The sequence below is a fragment of the Serratia sp. CY71090 genome (assembly GCF_052166845.1).
Lineage (GTDB): Bacteria > Pseudomonadota > Gammaproteobacteria > Enterobacterales > Enterobacteriaceae > Serratia > Serratia nematodiphila.
Genome location: NZ_JBJNOA010000010.1, coordinates 212,995 through 219,611 on the forward strand (window position 1 = coordinate 212,995; position 6,617 = coordinate 219,611).

Below are 6,617 nucleotides of genomic sequence, written 5' to 3' on the forward strand. Positions count from 1 at the left end.
AGGATCGCCGCGCGCTTTCAGCTCACGCCCGCTCCGCCGCTGAGATAAAAATAAACAATGACGTTTTAGGAACACCGGATGGACATCATTAAAGAACTGATACATGCCTTATGGCAGCAGGATTTTGAGACGCTGGCGAACCCTTCGTTGGTGTGGACCCTCTACATCCTGCTGTTCATGATCCTGTTTTTGGAGAACGGCCTGCTGCCGGCCGCTTTCCTGCCGGGTGACAGCCTGCTGATCCTGGTCGGCGTGCTGATCGCCAAAGGCACCATGGGCTTCCCATTGACCATCGTTATCCTGACCGTCGCCGCCAGCCTGGGGTGCTGGGTCAGTTATATACAAGGCCGGTGGCTCGGCAATACGCGAACGGTGCAAGGCTGGCTTTCGCATCTGCCGGCCCACTACCATCAGCGTGCACATAACCTGTTCCACCGTCACGGCCTTTCCGCCCTGCTGGTCGGCCGCTTCCTGGCCTTCGTGCGCACCCTGCTGCCGACCATCGCCGGCCTGTCCGGTCTGAGCAACGCACGCTTCCAGTTCTTCAACTGGATGAGCGGCCTGCTGTGGGTCTTGATCCTGACGACGCTGGGCTTCGCCCTGGGGAAAACTCCGGTGTTCCGCAAGTATGAAGATCAGCTGATGTTCTGCCTGATGATGTTGCCGCTGGTACTGCTGGTGGTCGGGCTGGTCGGTTCACTGATCGTGTTGTGGCGCAAGAAACGCGCCAACAGCCAGAACCCGGGGAAAGGGGCGTGACAGCAAAGCGCCCGCGCTGGCAATACGTCCTGATGATCGCGCTCGCCCTGTTGGCGTTGGCGACGTTGTTGGTGCCCTGCATGGTGCGCACCGAGAGCGAGCTGCGCATCCGCGCCAGCCAGCAAGGGCTGTCGCTGCCCGACGGCTTTTATGTCTACCAGCGCCTGGATGAACGCGGCATCCGCATCAAAAGCATTACGCCGGAAGGCGATGGCCTGGTCATCCGTCTGGATTCGCCGGAGCAGCAGTTGCTGGCGCGCGAAGCGTTGCAAACCATTCTGCCGCCCGGTTACCACATCGCATTGAGCGAGTCCCCCGTGCCGTCGCATTGGGTGCGCGAATTTGCGCGTTCCCCGCTCAATCTGGGATAATCCCCCTTCATATGAAGGGGTTTCCTTTCATTGCCATAATCTTCATTTTCATTCGCATCGATTAGCTCAAGAATTAATCAGTCAGCACTGGGTCACGGCTGATTCTTTGGGGGCACGCCGGTTTCATGACTATGCTGAAGGGTAACTTCAGCCGGCGATGAACGCCCTCCTCTCGCGCTGCCGCCTTCGGCAGTCAGGAAAGCGGGTGCCTGTTCAGGCATCCCATGAAAAAGGAACTGAAAGATGAAATTACGCCACTCCCTGTTACTGCTGTTGCCACTCTGCACGCTGCCGGCCCTCGCTTCGGCCGCAGAGGGCGGCTGCGCCGCCAAAGCGCAAGACATCCAGCAGCAAATTGACTACGCCACCCAACACGGCAACACCCACCGCGTGGAAGGACTGAAAAAAGCGCTGAGCGAAGTGCAGACTCACTGCACCGAAGCCGGCCTGCAGGCCGAACGCCAGAAAAACATCGCAGAGAAACAGCGCAAGGTCGAAGAGCGCCGGCAGGAGCTGAAAGAAGCGCAGCAAACCGGCAAGCTGGACAAGGTCGCCAAGAAGCAGCAAAAGCTGGCCGAAGCGCAGGCTGAATTGAAACGCGCCCAGGCGGAATAATTTTTTTACACCAGCGGATTTATCGATGAGAGCCCCATCACACGGGATTTCTTAAGCATATGGAATTGATGTCTGGTGTTATCTGCTGGTCATCACCCCTTTGCTCCGGCGAAAAAATCCGCTATGTTAAAAGTCTGTCGAAATAAACGTTAAGGAATAATCACATGGCACATGATTCAAATGCAGAAAACTTACGCGCTGAACTGAAGTCCTTAGCCGATACGCTGGAGGAAGTGCTGAACTCCTCCACCGACAAACCGAAAGCCGAGCTGGAGAAGCTGCGCTCGAAGGCGGAAGGCGCGCTGAAAGAGACCCGCGCTCGCCTGAGCGACGCCGGTGACAAGCTGGCTTCGCAAACCAAACAGATCGCCGGCCAGGCCGACGACTATGTGCGCGACAACCCGTGGACCGGCATCGGTATCGGCGCGGCGGTCGGCGTGGTGTTGGGCGTGCTGCTCGCGCGTCGCTAATCATGGCTGAACAACCGCAAGTGCGCGCGCAGGGCCCCGCCAAAGGGGTCCTGGATATCGGTCAGCGCATCATCACGATCCTGGTCGGCATGGTGGAAACCCGTGTCCGGCTGGCGGTCGTCGAGCTGGAAGAGGAGAAAGCCAACCTCATTCAGCTGCTGATCATGGCCGGTATGACACTGCTGTTCACCGCCTTCGGTTTGATGAGCCTGCTGATCCTGATCTTCTGGGCCATCGATCCGGTCTACCGGCTGGTGGCGCTGGGCGCCACCACTGGCGTGCTGCTGTTTCTGGCCGTGGTCGGCACCATATGGACGCTGGTCAAGGCCCGTCGCACCACGCTGCTGGGCGCCACGCGCAAGCAGTTGGAACTCGACCGCGCCGAACTGGAGCGCGAGCCATGAGCCGCCGCCGCTACCTGGAATGGAAGAAAGAGAGGCTGATTCGCCAGATCCAGCAACAGCGTCTGGATCTGGCCGAACACAAGTCTTTGTGGCTGGAAAAAACCGAACGCATTGACCGCGGCTGGCAGACCGTTTTTGGCCTGCGCCGCTATCTGGTACTCGGTTCCAGCGTCATGGCGCTGTACGGCATCCGCCACCCCAGCAAGATGATCCGCTGGTCGCGTCGCGCTTTCGGTGCCTGGAGCGCTATCCGACTGTTTAAAAAGACCTTCTCCGCCAAGTAAGCCCCGCGTTTTTCCTTCAAACATCCTGTTGCTCTGCCCTCGTTTTTCCCTTAAAACAGCGCCGTTTATCCCGAGGGCTGGGCAACCTGCTGACAAGCGTCAGTTTATTAGCACGCTAAAGATTCAGATTTTTTGAAAAATTACGACAGTTTTACTTGCTAACAACCTGAGCACTTCCCGATTAACATTCACTCCATCAATACGATATGGGCCGGACAGGGTGAGAGACCCGATATACCGCCCGTTGATATGACTACCGCCGAACAGGCACACAAAAACACTTTGGAGTAGATGATGAAAAAATTAGAAGATACAGGTTTGCTGGTTGCTCGTATCCTGATGCCAATCCTGTTTATCGTGGCAGGCTACGGCAAAATGGGTGACGCTTATGCCGGAACCCAACAGTACATGCAATCGATGGGCGTGCCTGGCTTCTTGCTGCCGCTGACCATTCTGCTGGAGTTTGGCGGCGGTCTGGCGATCCTGTTCGGCTTCCTGACCCGCACCGTGGCGCTGTTCACTGCCGGTTTCACCATCCTGACCGCGCTGCTGTTCCACACTGACTTTGCGGAAGGCGTAAACCAGCTGATGTTCATGAAAAACCTGACCATCGCCGGCGGCTTCATCGTGTTGGCGGTCGCAGGCCCGGGCGGCTTCAGCATCGACCGTCTTCTGAACAAGAAATGGTAATCTAAACTGTCATTCAGGGCCCGGCATGCCGGGCCCTGTCGTTTTTCACTCGGACACCAAGGAGATTCCCATGGGACAACTCGTCGATGGCGTTTGGCAAGACATCTGGTATGACACGAAATCTACCGGCGGCCGTTTCAAACGTTCAACCGCTCAGTTTCGCAATTGGGTGACCGCCGACGGTCAGCCCGGCGAACACGGCGCGGGCGGCTTCCAGGCCGAAGCGGGCCGTTATCACCTGTACGTTTCTCTCGCCTGCCCCTGGGCGCACCGCACGCTGCTGATGCGCAAATTGAAAGGGCTGGAGCAGATTATTCCGGTCTCGGTGGTGCACCCGCTGATGCTGGAAAACGGCTGGACCTTCGGCCAGGATTTTCCTGAAACCACCGGCGATCCGCTGTATCACGCCGACTTCCTGTACCAGATCTACCTGCGGGCCGATCCGCACTACAGCGGGCGCGTGACCGTGCCGGTGCTGTGGGATAAACAGCGGCAAACCATCGTCAGCAACGAATCCGCCGACATCATCCGCATGTTCAACAGCGCGTTTGACGGCGTCGGCGCTCGGGCTGGGGACTACTACCCGACCGATCTGCGCGGTAAGATCGATGAGCTGAACGGCTGGATTTACGATCAAGTGAATAACGGCGTGTACAAGGCCGGTTTCGCCACCAGCCAGGAAGCCTATGACGAAGCGGTCAACGGGGTATTCAACGCGCTGGAGCGCCTTGAGCAGATCCTGGGGCAACATCGCTACCTGACCGGCGATCGGCTGACCGAAGCCGACCTGCGTCTGTGGACCACGCTGGTGCGTTTCGATCCGGTGTACGTCACCCACTTCAAGTGCGATAAACACCGCATCAGCGACTATCTGAACCTGTACGGTTTCCTGCGCGACATCTACCAGATGCCGGGCATCGCCGAAACGGTCAGCCTGCCGCACATTCGCAACCACTACTACCGCAGCCACGCCACCATCAACCCCCACGGCATCATTTCCATCGGGCCGGCGCAGGATCTGGACGAGCCGCACGGCCGCGACCAGCGCTTCGGCTAAGGCAAAAAAATCCCCTTGCCTCCCGGCAAGGGGATGTCATCCAACCGACGTTAGCGCTGCGCGAACAGGCGCGGAATTTCGCGCAGGAACCAGGCTTTCGCCTCCCCCATGCTGTCGCGCCGCCAGGCCATGATGATATCGGCTTCGCGGCTGTATTCCGGCCCCACCACGCGCAGCCGCCCGGCCTCGATATCTTTCTCCACCATCGGATACGGCATGGTCGCCACCCCCAACCCGGCCAGCAGCGCCAGGCGTTTGTCTTCAATGGTGCTCACCGTCAGGCGCTGTTGCTTGTCCAGCAGCTGTACGGTCAACACCGGGCGCTCGCGGGCGGTGTCGGCCACCGCAATGCCGCGGTACTTCACGCGGGTCACCTCGGACAGCGGCTCCGGCTCCTGGTGGATAGGATGATCCGGCGCGGCGACATAAACGCTCATGACCTTGTACAGTTTGCGGGTGTTGATCTCCGACGACGCGCGAAAATGCATGTCCGGCGCGATCACGATGTCGGCGCGCCCCTGTTCCAGCCGCTCCCAGGCGCCCGCCAGCACTTCGGTGAAAATCGACACCTGGGTGTTGGCCTTCAGCGCCAGTTTGTCCACCAGCGGGAACAGCAGGCTCGGCGGCGACAGCGCTTCGCTGACGATGGTCAGGTGGGTTTCCCAACCGCGCGCCAGCGCCTCGGCGTCGGTGGTCAGCTTATCGGCCGCCTCCAGCAGCACCCGCCCGCGCTCCAGCAACATCCGCCCGACGTTGGTGAACTTGGTGCGGTGGCCCGAACGGTCGAACAGCACCACATCCAATTCTTCTTCCAATTTTTGCATGGTGTAGCTGAGCGCCGACGGCACCCGGCCCAATTCGTCGGCGGCCGCGGCGAAACTGCCACGCCGGTCGATCGCGTCCATCACTCTCAGCGCCTCAAGCGTGAGCGCCCGATCTCTGGCCATCACATCCCTCTGTCAGGAAATTTGAATATGCCGACCAGATTAACTGGCTAACAATCCGACGTCCAGATGCTTACCATTTGGATAATGAATTTAGAGAGCCGATTGCCATGATTACATGCAGAACAGCACAACAATGCGGGCAAGCTGACTTTGGTTGGCTGCAGGCTCGCTACACCTTTTCCTTTGGTCACTACTTCGATCCCAAACTGATGGGCTACGCGTCGCTGCGGGTGCTGAATCAGGAGGTGCTGGCACCGGGCGCGTCGTTCCAGCCGCGCACCTATCCCAGCGTGGATATCCTGAACCTGATCCTGCAGGGCGAGGCGGAATACCGCGACAGCGACGGCAACACCGCGCGCGCCAAAGCCGGCGAAGCGCTGCTGTTGGCCACCCAGCCGGGCCTGAGTTACAGCGAACAGAACGTCAGCAGCGATACGCCGCTGACTCGCCTGCAGCTGTGGCTGGACGCCTGCCCGGAACGCAACAACGAGCGGGTGCAGCGCCTGGCGCTACCGGCGGCAGGCAACTTACTGCTGGCCTCGCCGGACGGCGCGCAGGGCAGCCTGCAGCTGCGCCAGCAGGTTTGGATCCACCATCTCGATCTGCAGCCGGGCGAAGAACAAACGCTGACGATTAACGGGCCGCGCGCCTATTTGCAATCGATTCACGGCACCATCGCCGCTACCGGCGAGCGCCACGAAGCGCAACGCCTGACCTGCGGCGACGGCGCCTTCGTGCGTGAGGAAAACCGCCTGACGATCCGCGCCGAGACGCCGCTGCGCGCGCTGCTGATTGACCTGCCGGTGTAAGCCGGCCGAAAAGTAAAAGACCACCTCCTGAGGAGGTGGCTTTACACGACGCCCCCTAAAAGGGGGCCATTTTCGAGTTAATCCTGCAACAGCTCCATCTGCTGTTCGATCTCTTGGTCCTCCTTATCCTGATGCTTCACGTATCGCCTGATAATTTCTTCGTTTACTCCTACCGTATCGACAAAGTATCCCCTTGCCCAAAAATGATTGC

11 protein-coding genes are annotated in these 6,617 nt (G+C 59.3%); 9 read left to right on the forward strand and 2 right to left on the reverse strand.

Annotation, left to right across the window (positions count from 1 at the left end; translation table 11 throughout):
• Window positions 1-78 precede the first annotated feature (78 nt).
• The 8 genes from ACJ8OK_RS18870 to ACJ8OK_RS18905 all read left to right on the forward strand — a co-directional run bounded on the left by ACJ8OK_RS18870 (window position 79) and on the right by ACJ8OK_RS18905 (window position 4,650).
• A complete protein-coding gene (locus ACJ8OK_RS18870) occupies window positions 79-759 on the forward strand; it encodes a DedA family protein (RefSeq protein WP_004937132.1) in 681 nt (226 codons plus the stop codon).
• On the forward strand, window positions 756-1,130 hold the full coding sequence (gene mzrA / locus ACJ8OK_RS18875) for an EnvZ/OmpR regulon moderator MzrA (protein ID WP_004937130.1): 375 nt from the start codon (window positions 756-758) through the stop codon (window positions 1,128-1,130). The genes ACJ8OK_RS18870 and mzrA overlap by 4 nt, the downstream gene beginning before the upstream one ends.
• A 243-nt stretch (window positions 1,131-1,373) precedes the next feature.
• The gene (locus ACJ8OK_RS18880; protein WP_346595691.1) at window positions 1,374-1,745 is read left to right on the forward strand and encodes a DUF1090 domain-containing protein; all 372 of its coding nucleotides are present in this window, start codon (window positions 1,374-1,376) and stop codon (window positions 1,743-1,745) included.
• A gap of 164 nt (window positions 1,746-1,909) precedes the next feature.
• Window positions 1,910-2,215, forward strand: coding sequence for a DUF883 family protein (locus ACJ8OK_RS18885; protein ID WP_004937125.1), 306 nt, complete (start codon window positions 1,910-1,912; stop codon window positions 2,213-2,215).
• A gap of 2 nt (window positions 2,216-2,217) precedes the next feature.
• Entirely contained in the window at window positions 2,218-2,619 is a 402-nt protein-coding gene (locus ACJ8OK_RS18890; protein WP_015379160.1) for a phage holin family protein, read from the forward strand.
• Window positions 2,616-2,903, forward strand: a complete 288-nt coding sequence (locus ACJ8OK_RS18895; protein WP_004937121.1) for a YqjK-like family protein — start codon at window positions 2,616-2,618, stop codon at window positions 2,901-2,903. Before ACJ8OK_RS18890 ends, ACJ8OK_RS18895 begins: the two co-directional genes overlap by 4 nt.
• Window positions 2,904-3,197: 294 nt before the next feature.
• Window positions 3,198-3,593, forward strand: a complete 396-nt coding sequence (locus ACJ8OK_RS18900) for a DoxX family protein (protein ID WP_004937119.1) — start codon at window positions 3,198-3,200, stop codon at window positions 3,591-3,593.
• Between the two features lie 70 nt (window positions 3,594-3,663).
• Window positions 3,664-4,650, forward strand: a complete 987-nt coding sequence (locus tag ACJ8OK_RS18905) for a glutathione S-transferase family protein (RefSeq protein ID WP_004937116.1) — start codon at window positions 3,664-3,666, stop codon at window positions 4,648-4,650.
• Window positions 4,651-4,700: 50 nt separating this feature from the next.
• Here the strand turns inward: ACJ8OK_RS18905 and ACJ8OK_RS18910 are convergent, their stop codons facing one another.
• Window positions 4,701-5,597, reverse strand: coding sequence for a LysR family transcriptional regulator (locus ACJ8OK_RS18910; RefSeq protein ID WP_004937113.1), 897 nt, complete (start codon window positions 5,595-5,597; stop codon window positions 4,701-4,703).
• Window positions 5,598-5,704: 107 nt separating this feature from the next.
• Here ACJ8OK_RS18910 and ACJ8OK_RS18915 point away from each other — a divergent pair, with 107 nt between their 5' ends.
• Window positions 5,705-6,406: a pirin family protein gene (locus tag ACJ8OK_RS18915; protein WP_004937111.1), complete on the forward strand. Its 702-nt coding sequence runs from the start codon at window positions 5,705-5,707 to the stop codon at window positions 6,404-6,406.
• Window positions 6,407-6,483: 77 nt separating this feature from the next.
• Here the strand turns inward: ACJ8OK_RS18915 and ACJ8OK_RS18920 are convergent.
• The coding region (locus tag ACJ8OK_RS18920; protein WP_442530830.1) for a transposase at window positions 6,484-6,617 on the reverse strand (134 nt) is incomplete at its 5' end.